Raw genomic sequence first — 14,065 nt, forward strand, 5'->3', positions numbered from 1 at the left:
GTATGCCTTAGGCCAGGCCCAGCTTCTTCTTGAGCTCGGCATTTTCCTTGCGCAGACGGTCGGCAAGTAGATTCTTAAGGCGCTTGTTTTCTTCTTCGAGTGCGACAAGATCGCGGAGATCGCCGCTGTCTAAAGAAGGTGCGGCAGACCTCTTCCACTGATAGTAGGTCTGCTCGGATATGCCGGCCTGGCCGACCGCAATCTTGCTGGTCGAGCCGCCAGCGATCGATTTCTCGATCTGCTCAAGCTTCTGGGTGCGTTCCTTCTCTGAATATGTCTTGCGGGTGGTCTTGACTGCCAACGGAGCTTTAGCTTCCTGGGGCGCTGGCTTCGCCCCGTTCTTGCCGGCCGGCTTTGCGAGCTCTGACTTCGCTTTCTTTGCTCGCGGGACTTTCTTCTTGGATTCAGGCACTTCCACTTTGGCTGGCGCCACCCTCGTCTGAACAGTTTGAGCGTCCTGAAAATCGGCCATGATATGCTCCGCTTGTGGTTTTTCCCCTTCAGCATCAAGGGGTCTTATACTGAAGTCAATCACCTGGGAATTTGGAAGCTGAGCAGCATGAGCCGGCTGCGTCATCTCCGTGGCAATTTTGGACAGGTCAAGATCGCCCCAGATCGAATGGCTAGGCTTCTGCTTACCGCGCCTCTGTTTCAGTTCCACGATGAATGGCCGGATCTGGCGCTTCATAGTCTGTTCCTTGATGTGAGCATGACTTGCTAGCCAAGTCGCAGTTTGGGTTAGCGAGTACCCGACGTATCGCTTTCGCCGTGCTTTATCGGAGAAGCCCCGCAACGAGCAAGCGGTGTGTCATGGGCCTAGGGCAATCGGCTCAATCAACGGGGCAAACATGCCTGCCGAGAGAGAGCTGCCTCATACACGCGATGCTCAGGCGTCTAGCCGGCGGAGTGCGATGACTGTGCACAATCCGGCTGGAGCGATTGCAATCCTTATATTCTTGGGAACTAATCTTCTCATGGCGGCGGATGAGCTGGACGCGCTTGTTTTCGGGATGGCGGTCGACAGCGTTCGTGCGCTTTCTGTTCCTTTCGCGGAAAAAGTCGCAGAAATCGCCCACAGAAGTCACGGCGTCCTGCTTTTCAATTTGCGCATCGATGGCGACATGGAATTTCAGCGCGTCGCCGCCATCCGGTATCCAAGCAATCAGACAGGCGTTCTGGTACTGGATAGGCAGGGCTTGTTGACCAGCCATTGCATGGTCAATGGCACTTTCTCCTGCTTCATCGCTCCCTTGAAGGACTGGAACACGCTGCCGCTCGCAACGCAGGCCAGGACGAGTATCGCCGGCCCGGCCAGCCTGTTCATCGGCGCTTTACGCAATGCCGGATACCTTACGCGTGGCAGGCACTGACCCCAAGTTATGCTGGGGGCCGGATGCTTATATCGTCGGGGCAGTTGGCCATACGGTCTCGCATGTCTCAACAGCTTGAGGATGGGCCGTACGCGGGTGCATCCATTGAGCGAAAGTCGGTCACCGTGATGGAGAGGTTTCGCCGCCGAGGCGCAGTTCGTATAGATTGCCCATCGTCGTCTTCCTTCATCAGCTCCGACGCAATCGGACTTTGGACAGGAACTCGTCGATCTCGAGCTCCGACAGATCATCGAGCAGCTTGAAGACAGCACCATGCCTTCCGGCGTTAACGAGAATCGTGCGTTTGCCGCGATGTTCGGCCCACCCGGTCTCGGGATCTGCATTGCGGGCGATCCCCCTGACTTCGACAGGGGTCATGTTCCAGATCGCCTCGAGCTTTTCCGCGCGGGTCATGCTGTCGCTCGCGCCGGTCTCGTGGGCGATGATGGCGGCGCGCATCTTGTCTGGCGCCTGCCGATCCGTGAGATCGCAGAACCCGTGAAACCAGCGCTCGCGCCCGCGGATCCGGATCGCGAAGAATACGCTGGTCACGTAGCCGGCCTTGAACTCCGACATGCCGAACATGCCGGTGCGCATGAAGAGCGGCGGCAGCAAATCGAGCATGAAGTGATATTCTGACGCGTTGATCTCGAACCACTCGGCTGAATAGGGAGTGCCGGAAAGCGGATCGATGCCGGGAGTGTCTTTGTGACGGCTGAACAGTTGGAACATCTGCTCGCGGGTGGCGACGCCGTCGAGCACCTTCCTGAACAGTGGATGCGCGGTCATGGGGTTCTCCTGAAGGCAAGTCGGCCACGCGCGGCATCGCCGCGCCATGGCAACTGCCTGTGTTGTGGCTGGCGACGGGCCAAGCCTGCGGCCGGCACGTGCACTGGCGATGATGGGGTTTGCAGGAGTTTAGGCGGCGCGTCGCTCGCAGGAACACGAAGCGTCTCGACCAACCCCGGTGATGGCACGGACGGCGGCGGCGAGCGCCGGGATATCGTCGAGCATGCCGAGTGCGACGAAGTGGTTGGCCCCGCCGATGTAGTCTTTACGGCCCTTGCAGGTGCGGATCAGGATACCGTGACCTGAGGACAAACCGAACTGCCGACCTGGATGTAGGCGTCGTCGTGGTGCAGGGTAATTTCACCGGAAACGGCTATGCCCGCCTTGTTCGAGCGCAGGTCAAAGCTTCCCTGCGGCAGGGCAAGTTCGGCGGCGAGTTTCTTCAGCCGTGAACGGGCTATCGTGTGGAAACGTCTCTTCTGCCGCTCGTCGTAGGAGCAGCTTCTGTTCCAGTCGAACATGTCGATCTCCATGAAACGAAAGCCCCCGGGGTCGCGATGGCGATCCCGGGCTCGAGAGTGAGTTGGAACTGAAAAGGGCCCGGCGGGAGTGCCGGGCCCTGTGCGAGTGTGAGGCCGGTTATTCGGCGGCCTGGAGGTGGTCCGCCTCGTCGCTGTCTATCGTCACCGGCTCATCGGAGGACGGATCCGCATCGTCGGCGAGGAAGGCCGGCAGCTCCGCGGCATCGCCGTCGAGAGCCGCTTCCTCCGCCATGTCGCCGGCGGCCGCGTCGCCAGCATCGGCAGACCCTTCATCGACCTCAACGCGCAGCGGCTCTGGCAGCCAGTTCGATCCTTCGAGAAGACGGGCGGCTTCACGGGCCATGATGTCCTTCTTCATGTGGTCGATCAGCTGCGCGGAGTCTGCGCCACGCGCTTCACGGACAGCCTGTAGAATCCGCGCCTTGGTGAGCCTCCCGAGGAACTCGACCGTGGGCGTCCAGCCCGCGTCGACCATGTCGAACTGGAGCGAGCGGCCAAGCACGTCTGCATGCTCGAGCGCCTTCGCTCGCCTGTTCCAGGGTTCGACCACCGCATTGAGGGTCAGCGAGACGCAGTGCGCGAACAGCGCCTTGCGGCTTGCTTCATCGAGGCCGAGAAGGAAGTCCCACAGGCTTTCCGCCTCATCGGGCAAATCGCGGTCCCAGGCTTCGTGCCGCTCGGCGATCTCCTTGGCCCAGGATGTCTCGGCAAGACCATCGACCTGGCTGAAGCTGCCGCTCTTCAGACTGATCTCCAGGCACGTGTCCGGCGCGAAGCGATAAAAGACCTGCAGGACGAAGGCATGGAGCGCGGCGACGATGGCGATGTCGACGTCACCGGCGAGCGCGTTGCGCAGCGCCAAGGTCCGCTGCGCGGTCAGGTCGAAAACGAGCCGATCGGGCAGCGGCTTGATGCCATCATCCTCGCCATCGTCATTAGCGCTGTCATTCACCGGCCTGCCGTTGACGACAACACCGTCGCCACCGTCGTCGCCATTGGATCGGGTTTCGCCGGCGGCGCCCCCTTCCTCGCCCTCATCGACGTCGCCGGCTTCGGTCCGCGGCTCGTCCTCGGACCGCACGAAACCGCCCTCGATCTGGAGCTTGCCGTCCGCGGCAAGCGTAACGAATACACCGGCATTGGCCTTCTGGGCGGGATCGTAGCTTTGAGGACGATCATCGATCGCATCGAGCTCGGCGCCCAGTTGGTCGAGCTTCGCCTCGATTGCTTCGTCAGCATCCTCGGCCTGGGCATAGTCCGCATCCAGCTTGTCGTATTCGGCCTTCAGTGCGTAGTAGCGTTCGATCTCCTCGGCATTCAGTTCCTGCGCCTCGGAGTAGATGCGCCGCATGCCGGAGGTGTGGCCGTAGGGAAAGCTGATCGCCGCTTCGACCCACTTCCAGCCATCGGCGCGGATTGCCTCGGCATCCACCTTCAGCCTGTCGAAGACAAGCTGCTCGAGGAGCGCCGCATCTTGGAACCAGCCGCCGGAATCCTGCTCGAACAGGTCGCGAAGGATGACCCCGCCGGCAGCCTCATAGGCTTCGGCACCGACATAGACGGCCCGGCGATCGTCGGCGCGAACGGTGGTCTCCGTCAGCAGACGCCTGATGTAATAGGGTTCCTGCGTGTGGGAGCTCGCAATCCGCTCCCAGACCTGCTCCTGGCGGCCGTGATCGTCCGAGATAGAGAAGGCCATGATTTGCTCAAGCCGGATCTCGTCATTCTCGTAGAGGTCGAGCAGCTTCGGCGATACCGATGCCAGCCGCAGGCGCTGCCTCACCGTCGCAGGCGATACGAAGAAGCGGGCACCAATCTCCTCCGGATCCAGGCCCTGATCGCTGAGCGTCTTGAAGGCCCGGAACTGGTCGAGCGGGTGCAGGTCGGCGCGCCGCAGGTTTTCGGCAAGCGAATCCTCCTCGGCCGAGGTCTCCTGCCCGCGGTTGACGATGCAGGGGATTGGCTCGTTCTTCGCCAGGCGCTTTTGCTTGATGAGGATGCCGAGCGCGAGATAACGCCGGCCGCCGGCGGGCACCTCGAACGTGCCGGTCTCCTCGCCCTCGCCGTCGAGCACGGGACGGATGTTCAGGCTCTGGATCAGCTTTCGCCGTCCGATGTCTTCGGCCAGTTGCTCGATCGACACGCCGTCCTTGATGCGCCGAACATTCTTCTGCGACAACATTAGCTTGTCATAGGGAATATTCTCCGCGGCGTTCATCGCGATCTTCTGAATGGCGTTCTTTGCCATGGTCAGGTTCTCCATAACGGGCGGCCCGGGGCCTCTCCCCGAACCTCCAAGCCCGTCAGCAACCCTCCCCTCCCCCCTCTGCCTCCAGGCCTCACGCCAGCGCCGCCTCCCGACTTGCAGGCTCGACATGAAGCGCTGCTGGTTTCGGCTCGCGGATCTAGACGCGGCCGAGCCGCGCCCGAGGCGCCTTCAGCATGTTGGCGTCACCGCGTCCTCCCACGAGAAAAGGGCCGTCCACTTGTTCGAAGGACCGCGCTGGGATTGATGGAGACGGCCCGGAGGCAGGCCGGCGACGAGAGTTTTCGTTGCCGGCCTGCGCAGGATCAGGCGGCGAAGTCGAGAAGCTTCTTGGCTTTGCCCTCCATGTCCAGGCGGACATCCTGATGCGGCTTGTCGCGCGCGACCCGCGTGATGCCCTGCACGAAATCAAAAATCGATTCCGGTGGTCTGCCTTCCTCCATGAGAACAGTATCGATGATCTTCGTGATCTCGGACTTGGAGAAGCCGCGCTTGCGCAGGAAACCCTGGCGATCTTCGTCGTCTCTGGCAACGATCCGTTGCCGCGCCGTCTTGATGCCGTTGACGAATGGCATGGGCGAGGAATCGGCAAACTGGATCAGCGCCGGCTCGGCTTCCAGGGCGAAACGGGAGGCCGCGTATTTTGAGTGGCGGATGGTGATTTCCTCGAAATCTTCCACGCCCCACAGATTTCGATTCTGACACACTGCGCGCAGATAGAAGCTGGCGATCCCGAGGGTGCGGGCGCCGACTTCGGAATTCCAGCAGTAGAAGCCGCGGAAATAGAGATCCGGTTCCCCATTTGGCAGCCGCCCGGCCTCGATCGGGTTCAGATCGTCGACGAGGAACACAAAGACATCGCGATCTGACGCGTAGAGCGTCGTGGTGTCGCGGGAGATGTCGACGTGCGGATTGTAGATACCTGTCGACCAGTCGAGCACGCCGGGTACCTTCCAACGCGTGTCGCCGGTACCATTGCCGGCGATCTTCTGCACGGCGTCCACCAGTTCTGAGTCAAATATTCTGCCATAATCAGGGCCTGTTACCGCCCGCAGCTCGAGGCGTCCGTTCTCGATTTCCAGCGTCTTCACCTGCTCGGCGCGGTGGTTGAGGAGACCATGCTGAAGGTTGATCGCCGCGAGCGGGGCCGGGAGCTGGCGCAGATAGGTGGCCGGTGCGCCGACCAAACTGGCGAGTTGGCCAAAACTCCAATGCGTGGGGGCAACAGGGGCAGGCGCATCGGGCAGCATTAGCCTTAGGCGCTCCGGATCGTCGCGGCTGGCCTCGACGCGGATCAGCTCACTTTCGACGATGCGGGTCTTGCTGCGCTCCGACCGGCTCTTCACCGCCTTTCCAAGGTCGTTGAGCGACAGGTATCGCTCGTCCGCCGGCCGGTTGAACCATTCTGACGACACGCGGCCAATACGCTGGCCGCGGCTGGGGTCGACCTTGTAACCGGCACGCTCGTTGCGCTTGGGCGCAAGAATTTCCATCTGGGTCATGGGTGTTGCTCCTTGGCGGGCGCCGGGAGACTCTCTCCCGGACCTTTACCCGCCACCGCAACCCGCCCGCCCCCTTCCTCTCGGGCACCGGCGCGCCACTATCAGCGACGCCATAGCGGCAGCGGCCGCGTCACGGCTGGCACCCAGGAAGGAAGGCTCGGCCTTCAGGAAAGCTCGCGCCTGGGAGCAAGCGCCGCTCACCTTCCGGTCGCGACAGAATTCTGCGGTGCTTTCTTGCGCAACAAGACCAGAACCCCATACGAATTCAGGTAGCGGCCTGCTGAAATTGGACAGGCAACTTGGCTTGAGATTGGCAACTGGCAGTTCTGTTCTGGCCCTAGCTAGAAATGTATAAATTGACCCCACGTCATGATACGGGAAGACCGTGTCATGGTCGGAATTGAGAGTGTAATTGCATGTCGAGCAGGTTCGTCCGGCCCGTGGTGGTGCAAGTTGGCCGGCATGACCGTGAGCGCATCATATTCGATGTGAACGACGCAGCGACGATCCTGCTGCGGAGTTTCCCTCATCAGACGAACAAGCGAAAACTGGCTATGGATGCATGTCTTCAGGTTCTGCGTGGTGAAGCCCGGACGCCGGTAGCGAGACGGGCCTTTGTTACAGCGGCGTTAGAAGCGAAAATCCTACGCAGCGACTGATAGCCAAATGGATAGTAGGCTCAATGGCTCCCAGAGTGACTGGGGAAGCAGAGCTTCACGCTGTCGCACAGCGATGACCTGGATTTGTGCAGTCGAAGCAGAACATCGAGTCCTGCCATCATGGGAAACAACCCGACGTTCATCTGCTTGACTCGACAACGATCAGGAAGAGGGCAATATTTTCGTTGATCGGAGATGGCATATGCGAGATTTGCCGAGCGACATCATGCTGACGTTGTGATCGAAGTCAGTCGGCTTCTCGATGACGCCGAGGATCTCTCGCCTTTGCCGGTGCATGAACTGGTCAAACGAATCCGTACGACCCTGCAGACCCGCCTTTCCGATCGAGCAATCGAGGAACTGGTCGTCGAGATGGCGTCGAACCGTGGTTTGCCTATGGTCTTCGACAAGCCTGCAGCATAGTCAATTCTTCCACATCGCTTTGAAATATCGGCGACAGCTGGCGGCGAATTGCCATTGCCCTTCGAATGACCGGCAAGAATGGCAGGTCGAGAAAACGGCCTTAGATCAGTTTTTCGCCTGCCGGGCTGGCGACGTTAAACCGTCGGCTCGACAGCTCTCATCATGGTTCTCATTTCACCCGGTGAAGTGGCAACGCGATACTGCACAATTCTGGCAGCGAGATCGCCCAAGCGGCGCCGGGCGTCGTCGCCTCGGTTTTCCCGTTTCTCGCGCGCAAAAAAAGGCCGGACCAATGGTCCGGCCAGGGATGAAGGTTAAAACCTCCAGAGGGGAACGCGCCGGACGAATGGGAGGAAACATCCGACGCACAGCGCATGCAGGTCAGCAAAGGTGACACTTCAACCACATGCCAGTAGGCCACCAGACTTGATCATCTTGGTGCACTGAAGCTTGCGTGCCTGATGCGCCTGCCGAAATCACATGGCTGGTTCAGCCAGCCTTGCTCAGGTTGCCGGCCGACGATTTGCCGGTCCGCCGGTCCTGTTCTATCTCATAGTTGACCTTCTGGCCGTCAACGAGCGTCGACAGGCCAGCGCGCTCGACAGCAGAAATATGGACAAAAACGTCCTGTCCACCACCGTCAGGCTGAATGAAGCCAAAGCCCTTAGTCGCGTTGAACCACTTTACCGTTCCAGTCGCCATATAGGTGTTTCCTTGCCGCAGGTGTCTACATGTCCGTTTGGCTGGCCGTACCGGCCGCTGCCATCAGAAAGGATGCAGCAAATGGCGGTAATGGCAAGCCTTTGCCCTGTCTTAAGCCATTGGCGCCAAGCGGCGATCCGCTGAACGCCGACGCCACCTCGGTAATTGACCAGGCAACACCAAGTCGCTGTTCTCACCGCTAAAGCAGCACATTCACGCCATGCCGACCACAGCGGCCGGCCCATGCTGCCACAGCGTGTGCAGACCTACCCAAACTCCCTCGCTCGAGTCACGGCCCGGGCGCGGACAACGCGACGCGACGCGATGGAAAATATCATGCTGGCGTAGAGGAAGACGTCATGTGACTGGATAGCGACATAGCCCACCCCGATCTGCGAGCCGATCAGCGCGACGCGGTTGAGGAATCTGCCAGCCGTGGCGCGCTGATCAGCCTAGCCAATGCGGGAGGGCGCCTCGACCAATGCCGCAAGCTCAACCACACCGCGGGACACGATTGTTTCCGGCGTAGGTCGAATGGCTGTTTGGCTTTGTGGGAGCATCTAAATTAGCTGACGCGAGAACTGAGCCCGAGCTCTACGCCCAACCCAAGTGATCCGATTTTGCGAGCTTTACAAACAGGGTCAAACCAAAACCGATGCTCGGGTCCGCCTCGATCGCCAAACGTCTCGAACGCACAGTACGCGACCGACGTCGTCGGGTCTTTGCCGTATTTGTCGATCGCAGCGTCAATCGCCTCGCCCTCGGCTAAGAACTCCCATCCTGGAACTACGCTATCGTGAGTTCTCACGTTGACCTCCTCAACCCACCCAGGAAAAATTAATACTTGGAGGCCCCTACGTCACCCCTGCATTTCGAGAAATCACATCAATCGTAATGGAGACTCGATCAGTTCAGCGCAGTACCACGCACCGCAATCCGCACCACTGATTAGGCGGGACCGCCTCGAAACCAAATTTGTGCTGTGGCGCCCGACGGTCTGGCGTGGATTGTTTACGATTATCCCTTCCTCATCGAGGCGGCGAGCAGCGGCAGCTTTATGAGGACCGGGTCTGCTCCCACCGGATCAATGCCCGCAAAAGGCGGGATGCATCGCATTAACCGCAGCATCGCAATAGTCCTGCCGGGGCTTTATTGCTTTCACCGACAACCGCCACTATGAAGCAAGACTTCGCGGACTGTCTTCAAGCCATCCCGGAGAGTTTTCATGACAGAAGAAGCCGACAACAACACCGACGTCCTCATCGAACTCACCGCTGATGTCGTCTCAGCCTATGTCTCCAACAATCCGGTCCCTGTGGGAGAGCTCCCTGCCCTGATCGGCCAAGTGCATGCAGCACTGAAAGGCACGGTCGGCAACATTTCCGCAGAAATGCCGGAAGCGCTAAGGCCTGCGGTACCGATCAGGAAGTCGGTAACACCGGACTACATCATCTCCCTTGAGGACGGGAAGAAATTCAAGTCGCTGAAGCGCCATCTGTCGACCCACCACGGGCTTACGCCGGATGAATATCGCGCCAAATGGGGTCTGCCGGCTGATTATCCCATGGTCGCGCCGAATTACGCCGCCGCGCGCTCGGCATTAGCCAAGACGATGGGGCTCGGCCGCAAACCGAAAGCGCCGGAGCCGGCGGCACCGACGAACCGGACCCGCAAGAAGGTCGCAGCTTGATTTCGGCAACGAGCTTCGTTTCTAAACCGCTGCAGCCATCCGCTTAATTTGCGGGGAACATAAAAGGCGGGGCCATCCCGCCTTCCCTTTTCAAAAAAATGATTTCATGGCTGGTATCCGCGGACCCGGTGACTCATCGCCGCCGCGCCATCTGGTTAGAACGTTTTCGATACTCGATGAATTTGACGAGTTGGACGTCAAGTACACCTGCAGTCGAATATCATCTTTCGGCTGCTTTGGCCCGCAAGGTAGGAAGCGGTGCTCAGCTAGATACGGGTGAAGTGACCTGAGTTCCGAAGCTTGGCTAGCAGGATGATGGCCGCTCCGCAGTGGTCACCCTTCGCTTGCTCACTCAGCGGAGACGCATACCAGGCAGCCAATTCGCCATCACGATTATTGCTGTACCGGTGACGCCATACCCAATCGCGGCCATCCGCTGAACGCAGCTATCGCCGTCGACACGAACATCGAAAAGAACTGATCCTGCGGTTTTCTCCGCAGCGTCAGCCACACGATCACAGAACGGCCGATGCAGGCCTTCGATGTTGCCGAGTGACTGCTCAAACAACACCAATTCCACATGCTCTGCCACCAGGGCTGCGAAAATGCGCGCCGGCTGGCACAATCGGCAATAGGCCAGGTCTGACTATCCACACACCAACCGCCCGCTCGATCGTTCCACGTTGCCATTTTATGCGACTTTTCGAGCACAGACCGGGAACATCTGACCGTCTCCACTCATCGCCCAAGGCCAGTTGCGCTGGTACCGGAGTTCAGAAATGGCCGCAACGGGGCCGAAGCAAGCGGACCGCTTCTTGCTTACGCGGAGCGAATTCCTGACAATCAAACGGATTGAGGTCCGATCTCGGATTAGCTCAAAGCGGATCTTTCACACCACACTTCTATTGCCTCCAATCTTGTACATTGTCTTTGGCCAGCTCCTCAAGCAACTCGCCGCGATCAATCGAGCACGTTGGACCCAGCCGTCATAGGTGTGAAGGCCAAAGTGCAGCTGGTCACGTCCTGCGATCTCGGCCGTCGGCGCCACTCATTCATTCTTAGAACAACCATTGCACACCTGGCGTGATCAGACTATAAACTAGATGGATCAAATAACTGGTTGCGAGTCGTGGGAAAAGCGATCGTTGATAAACCTGGAGCGAGATGGGGTGCTGAGCGCCGCATAGAGTTCATTGACTTCAAGCTCAGATGGGAGGGAACGGTTAACCGCGCTCAGTTGGTCGAGTTTTTTGGGATTTCAGTTCAGCAAGCTTCGGTCGATCTGGCAGCATACGCGGAGAGGTGGCCTGCGAACCTCGTCTATGACCGTAGTGCCAAAACCTATCGAGCCGCTCCCAATTTTGTTTCTGGCCACGCTCGCCTCGGGGCGGAGTACTACTTGGATCAGCTTGTCGCAAAGAAAGCGGGAGGAGACACTGTTCCTAGTTTCATTGGATGGGAGCCCCCCTCTGAAGTCCTCAGCTATCCATCACGACCGGTCAAAACCGACGTCCTCAGGGAGGTTTTGGCAGCAATTCGGCAGGGCAGAGAGGTTCAGGTGACCTACCAGTCGATGCGAAGGCCCGACAGCTCGATCCGTTGGATAGCACCACACGCATTGGCGAACGATGGGGCGCGATGGCATGCGCGCGCTTGGTGTTTTGAGGGCGCAGAGTTCAGAGACTTCGTGCTTGCTCGGATAGACAGCGTGCGGGCATCGCGCCCACTCACGATCGACTCGCTTCTAGATCAAGAGTGGCACACATCAATAGACATCGTTCTGCGGCCGAGGGCGGGATTGTCAAAGAGCCAGAGAGGCACTGTCGAGGCGGAATACGGCATGAAAAGCGGCCGGCTCCTGCTCAAATCACGCCGAGCACTGGCGTACTACGTGTTGCGTCAGTTGCATCTCGAACCGCCAGCTGAGGCGAACGTGGCTGAGCAGCCAATTGAAGCCGCGATTACCGAAGACCTGGCCGGCCTTATCGAGGCTGGGAGAAAACGCCCTTACAGCGCCCACCGGAATCACCAAGGAGAACTATAGTGAGCGACAATGAGCACGACGACAAGAATCATGATAGGCACGATGACAAATTCGAATTCCACGTCGACGGTAAACTCTACACGACGGACCAACGACATCTGACTGGCCTTCAAATCAAAACGATCGGCCAAGTCCAAGGGAACTATCTCCTCTACGAGGAGGAGGAAGGCGACAAGCCCGATATCGCCGTCTCAGATGGCCAAACGGTCACATTCAACCGTGGACATGTGAAGCACTTCTTCTCGGTCCCGCCTGCTACATTCGGTCGGAATTGAGCATATGATTGAGCAACAATTTGCCGACTTGCAGCTGCGGGTCGCTGAGCTCAGTCCCGCCTCCAACGTCACAATGACCGCGCTACCGGGAGGCAGCGCGCTCATCAAGGTTACCGGCATCGCCATTGAAGGCTGGAACCGTCCGGCGGCCGACATATTGTTCGTCGCGCCAGTCGGCTACCCAGGAGCTGTTCCTGATTGTTTCTGGGTAGAACCCACCGGACTGCGGGTTGGCGAGGCCGAAACCCCTCAAGCTTCAAATGACTCCAACGGCATTCCGGGCGACATCATGCCAAATCGTAGTACCACGTGGTTTTCGTGGCATATGCAGGGATGGAATCCTAATAGGGATACGCTCTACAGTTTTTTCCTCGTCATCCTCGATCGATTGCGGCCGGCCCGATGAGCGATTTGTGCTTCGTCGATCAGGATCTCAAAGAGTTGCGCGAGCGCTTGTTGCCTTCGGACCAAGAGCATTGTGCAGTGCTCTATGCCGCCGAAAGCAAGTTGGATGACGGTCAGTTTCGGCTCCTCGTTCGGGAGATCGAGTACCCGGCGGAGGAAGACTACACAGTTCAATCCATTGATGGGGCTGAGTTGTCGCCCCACTTTGTGGCGCGCGTCTCAAAACGTGCCCGCACCCGGAATCTGACCTTGGTTTTTGCTCACACCCACCCGGGTGCGGCGCCTCCAGTGTTCTCACCCATTGATAACGGTGGCGAACGGCTATTGGCTGACTTTTTGGTCTCTCGAGGTCAGAACCGAAACCATGCGGCGTTGGTGCTAAGCGAGGGCGGTTTGCGCGCAAGGCGGTTGGGAACGCAGGAGGAACTGCGGGTACTCGCGCTTGGCGCAAAGCGAAAAGTCGAGTTCGAGCCACGTGTGGGCGCGCTCAACTATTCTCACTTGTTCGATCGGCAAGTGCGTGCCTTTGGTGCCGCGGGGCAACGACGGCTGGGCGACCTGCGCGTCGGCATTGTTGGACTTGGCGGCACGGGCTCCGTCGTCTCCCAACAGCTCGTCCATCTGGGCATACGTCGCTTTCTGCTCGTTGATCCAGATATCCTCGAAGAGACCAATCTCAATCGCGTGGTTGGTGCGACACCAGGTGATGTTGGGACGGAAAAAGTCGCTGTCGCCGCGCGCTACATTAAAGACTTTGATGCTGCTGCCAGCGTCGAAGTCGTTACGGGTGACGTGGTCTACGATGCAGTTGCTCAGAAGCTTGCACAGGTTGATCTCATTCTCTGCTGTACCGATTCCCATGGCAGCCGTTCCGTCGTGCAACAGGTGGCGTACCAACACTTGATTCCGTGCATCGATGTCGGTTCAACCATCATTCAGCGAGACGGCGAAGTCACCGGCATCTATGGCCGGGTCCAACTCCTCTCTCCGACCCTCCCGTGCCTCTGGTGCAGTGAGCTTCTAGATGCCGGCGAGGTCCGGCGTGACATGATGAACGAATCGGAACGTCGGCTCGACCCGTATATTGTCGGGTCGCGGGAGCCTGCTCCATCCGTGATCTCCTTGAATGGCACCGTCGTTTCACTCGCGGTGTCAATGATCCTGGGCATCGTTGCCGAAGCACCGCTCGACTCCACTCACCTAATTTACAGCGGCATGGCACCATCACTACGATCGGTAAAGGGCTCGCCAAACCCCGACTGCTTCATCTGTTCTAAGAATGGCGCTTTGGCATGGGGCCATGATCGGCCTCTCTTCACGAGGCGTGACTAGCGATGCCCATCTTAGAATTCCCAACGAGACAACTCCGCAAACGGATCGCCTTTGTACGAAGCGGAC

The 14,065-nt window shown here is 59.1% G+C and carries 15 protein-coding genes and 1 pseudogene; 8 read left to right on the forward strand and 8 right to left on the reverse strand.

The features are described from left to right. Window positions 1-7: 7 nt before the first annotated feature. On the reverse strand, window positions 8-688 hold the full coding sequence (locus NKH52_RS17655) for a transposase (protein WP_352731712.1): 681 nt from the start codon (window positions 686-688) through the stop codon (window positions 8-10). Between the two features lie 223 nt (window positions 689-911). Here NKH52_RS17655 and NKH52_RS17660 point away from each other — a divergent pair, with 223 nt between their 5' ends. Continuing rightward, a complete protein-coding gene (locus tag NKH52_RS17660) occupies window positions 912-1,370 on the forward strand; it encodes a hypothetical protein (RefSeq protein WP_352731710.1) in 459 nt (152 codons plus the stop codon). Between the two features lie 189 nt (window positions 1,371-1,559). On the opposite strand, the gene NKH52_RS17665 is transcribed toward NKH52_RS17660, so the two are convergent. The 4 genes from NKH52_RS17665 to NKH52_RS17680 all read right to left on the reverse strand — a co-directional run bounded on the left by NKH52_RS17665 (window position 1,560) and on the right by NKH52_RS17680 (window position 6,469). Then, complete coding sequence (locus tag NKH52_RS17665) at window positions 1,560-2,207, reverse strand: DUF1419 domain-containing protein (protein ID WP_352731708.1); 648 nt, start codon at window positions 2,205-2,207, stop codon at window positions 1,560-1,562. A 239-nt stretch (window positions 2,208-2,446) separates the two neighbouring features. After that, complete coding sequence (locus tag NKH52_RS17670) at window positions 2,447-2,680, reverse strand: hypothetical protein (protein WP_352731706.1); 234 nt, start codon at window positions 2,678-2,680, stop codon at window positions 2,447-2,449. A gap of 118 nt (window positions 2,681-2,798) precedes the next feature. Further along, on the reverse strand, window positions 2,799-4,949 hold the full coding sequence (locus NKH52_RS17675; protein WP_352731704.1) for a ParB/RepB/Spo0J family partition protein: 2,151 nt from the start codon (window positions 4,947-4,949) through the stop codon (window positions 2,799-2,801). 323 nt (window positions 4,950-5,272) lie between these two features. Further along, window positions 5,273-6,469, reverse strand: a complete 1,197-nt coding sequence (locus NKH52_RS17680; RefSeq protein ID WP_352731703.1) for a DUF932 domain-containing protein — start codon at window positions 6,467-6,469, stop codon at window positions 5,273-5,275. Between the two features lie 416 nt (window positions 6,470-6,885). On the opposite strand from NKH52_RS17680, the gene NKH52_RS17685 reads away from it, so the two are divergent. Both NKH52_RS17685 and NKH52_RS17690 read left to right on the forward strand, forming a co-directional pair. Next, window positions 6,886-7,128, forward strand: coding sequence for a DUF982 domain-containing protein (locus NKH52_RS17685; protein ID WP_127298076.1), 243 nt, complete (start codon window positions 6,886-6,888; stop codon window positions 7,126-7,128). Window positions 7,129-7,365: 237 nt separating this feature from the next. Continuing rightward, window positions 7,366-7,551, forward strand: a complete 186-nt coding sequence (locus NKH52_RS17690) for a hypothetical protein (RefSeq protein ID WP_352731701.1) — start codon at window positions 7,366-7,368, stop codon at window positions 7,549-7,551. Between the two features lie 489 nt (window positions 7,552-8,040). Here NKH52_RS17690 and NKH52_RS17695 read toward each other — a convergent pair whose 3' ends face one another. After that, entirely contained in the window at window positions 8,041-8,253 is a 213-nt protein-coding gene (locus NKH52_RS17695) for a cold-shock protein (RefSeq protein ID WP_292862605.1), read from the reverse strand. 565 nt (window positions 8,254-8,818) lie between these two features. Continuing rightward, complete coding sequence (locus tag NKH52_RS35510) at window positions 8,819-9,061, reverse strand: Y4oE-related protein (protein ID WP_502908051.1); 243 nt, start codon at window positions 9,059-9,061, stop codon at window positions 8,819-8,821. Window positions 9,062-9,478: 417 nt separating this feature from the next. On the opposite strand from NKH52_RS35510, the gene NKH52_RS17700 reads away from it, so the two are divergent. After that, window positions 9,479-9,943: a Ros/MucR family transcriptional regulator gene (locus tag NKH52_RS17700; protein ID WP_352731699.1), complete on the forward strand. Its 465-nt coding sequence runs from the start codon at window positions 9,479-9,481 to the stop codon at window positions 9,941-9,943. Between the two features lie 266 nt (window positions 9,944-10,209). On the opposite strand, the pseudogene NKH52_RS17705 reads toward NKH52_RS17700, so the two are convergent. Further along, window positions 10,210-10,538 (reverse strand): annotated as a pseudogene (locus NKH52_RS17705) (hypothetical protein). A gap of 534 nt (window positions 10,539-11,072) precedes the next feature. On the opposite strand from NKH52_RS17705, the gene NKH52_RS17710 reads away from it, so the two are divergent. The 4 genes from NKH52_RS17710 to NKH52_RS17725 are packed head-to-tail and all read left to right on the forward strand — an operon-like array spanning window position 11,073 to window position 13,999. Next, on the forward strand, window positions 11,073-11,987 hold the full coding sequence (locus NKH52_RS17710) for a BrxR family helix-turn-helix transcriptional regulator (RefSeq protein WP_352731694.1): 915 nt from the start codon (window positions 11,073-11,075) through the stop codon (window positions 11,985-11,987). Further along, window positions 11,987-12,262 carry a hypothetical protein gene (locus NKH52_RS17715; RefSeq protein WP_352731692.1) on the forward strand — a complete coding sequence of 92 codons (276 nt, stop codon included), beginning with the start codon at window positions 11,987-11,989 and terminating at the stop codon, window positions 12,260-12,262. The genes NKH52_RS17710 and NKH52_RS17715 overlap by 1 nt, the downstream gene beginning before the upstream one ends. 4 nt (window positions 12,263-12,266) lie before the next feature. Then, entirely contained in the window at window positions 12,267-12,668 is a 402-nt protein-coding gene (locus tag NKH52_RS17720; RefSeq protein WP_352731690.1) for an E2/UBC family protein, read from the forward strand. Further along, the gene (locus tag NKH52_RS17725; protein WP_352731687.1) at window positions 12,665-13,999 is read left to right on the forward strand and encodes a HesA/MoeB/ThiF family protein; all 1,335 of its coding nucleotides are present in this window, start codon (window positions 12,665-12,667) and stop codon (window positions 13,997-13,999) included. Before NKH52_RS17720 ends, NKH52_RS17725 begins: the two co-directional genes overlap by 4 nt. Window positions 14,000-14,065: the final 66 nt, after the last annotated feature.

The sequence above is a fragment of the Mesorhizobium sp. M1066 genome, assembly GCF_040318635.1.
Taxonomy (GTDB): domain Bacteria; phylum Pseudomonadota; class Alphaproteobacteria; order Rhizobiales; family Rhizobiaceae; genus Mesorhizobium.

Coding starts and splice junctions, on each gene's coding strand:
- NKH52_RS17655 (WP_352731712.1), bottom strand. CDS start 688: ATGAAGCGCCAGATCCGGCCATTCATCGTGGAACTGAAACAGAGGCGC.
- NKH52_RS17660 (WP_352731710.1), top strand. CDS start 912: ATGACTGTGCACAATCCGGCTGGAGCGATTGCAATCCTTATATTCTTG.
- NKH52_RS17665 (WP_352731708.1), bottom strand. CDS start 2,207: ATGGCGCGGCGATGCCGCGCGTGGCCGACTTGCCTTCAGGAGAACCCC.
- NKH52_RS17670 (WP_352731706.1), bottom strand. CDS start 2,680: ATGTTCGACTGGAACAGAAGCTGCTCCTACGACGAGCGGCAGAAGAGA.
- NKH52_RS17675 (WP_352731704.1), bottom strand. CDS start 4,949: ATGGCAAAGAACGCCATTCAGAAGATCGCGATGAACGCCGCGGAGAAT.
- NKH52_RS17680 (WP_352731703.1), bottom strand. CDS start 6,469: ATGACCCAGATGGAAATTCTTGCGCCCAAGCGCAACGAGCGTGCCGGT.
- NKH52_RS17685 (WP_127298076.1), top strand. CDS start 6,886: ATGTCGAGCAGGTTCGTCCGGCCCGTGGTGGTGCAAGTTGGCCGGCAT.
- NKH52_RS17695 (WP_292862605.1), bottom strand. CDS start 8,253: ATGGCGACTGGAACGGTAAAGTGGTTCAACGCGACTAAGGGCTTTGGC.
- NKH52_RS17700 (WP_352731699.1), top strand. CDS start 9,479: ATGACAGAAGAAGCCGACAACAACACCGACGTCCTCATCGAACTCACC.
- NKH52_RS17720 (WP_352731690.1), top strand. CDS start 12,267: ATGATTGAGCAACAATTTGCCGACTTGCAGCTGCGGGTCGCTGAGCTC.
- NKH52_RS17725 (WP_352731687.1), top strand. CDS start 12,665: ATGAGCGATTTGTGCTTCGTCGATCAGGATCTCAAAGAGTTGCGCGAG.